General features: G+C 73.9%; 1 protein-coding gene. It reads right to left on the bottom strand.

All coding sequences use genetic code 11. The annotated features are described in order from the left end of the window. Nucleotides 1-354 (bottom strand): hypothetical protein (locus GWK61_RS55060; RefSeq protein WP_194922363.1); only part of this gene is annotated, 354 nt, incomplete at its 3' end. Between the last annotated feature and the right edge of the window lie 229 nt (nucleotides 355-583).

Here is a 583-nt window from a genome sequence, read left to right as displayed (position 1 = left end):
GGCGTGGGCTCCGGGGTGGGCTCCAGGGTGGGAACTGGAGTGCGACCCGGGGTGTGGTCCGGGGTGCGCTCCGGGATGCGATCCGTGCGGTCCGCCGCCGGTACCGCTGCCGACACTGCCACCAGCACCACCGCTGGCACCGCCACCAGGACCGCCGTCGGCACCACCGATACCGCGGCCGGGCCCGGTGCCCGACCGGGGCTCGTCGTCGAGCACCGGCCGCAGCAGCTCGGTGTACCGGTCCAGGGCGGCGAACAGCACCCGAAGCGGCACGTCCGGGCGCACCGCCCGGTCGATGAGCTCCTCGAGCTCGGCCCGGCCCATGGCGGCGATGTCCGCTTCCCTGATCTCCACGCTTGGCAAACGCGGGGTGCCCGGCTGCGTTACGCGCAGTTCCGCGGTTTGTTCGGCGCGACAAAGCGGGGCCGCCCCGGGTTGTGGCGGGCACCAGCCGTTGCTCCGAACGCGTGGCGGGCTCAGCCGGGGCCGACGCGCTGGGAGCGCCGGCCCCGGCGGCTCTGGGGGCGGCCCGACAACCGTGACGTGTCAGGACTCTAAAGAAGATCGCAGAGCACTCACACCC

The sequence above is a fragment of the Catenulispora rubra genome (assembly GCF_015356825.1).
Taxonomy (GTDB): domain Bacteria; phylum Actinomycetota; class Actinomycetes; order Streptomycetales; family Catenulisporaceae; genus Catenulispora; species Catenulispora rubra.
Note: the sequence above shows the minus strand (reverse complement) of the source record. Positions and strands in the feature narration are given on the sequence as shown.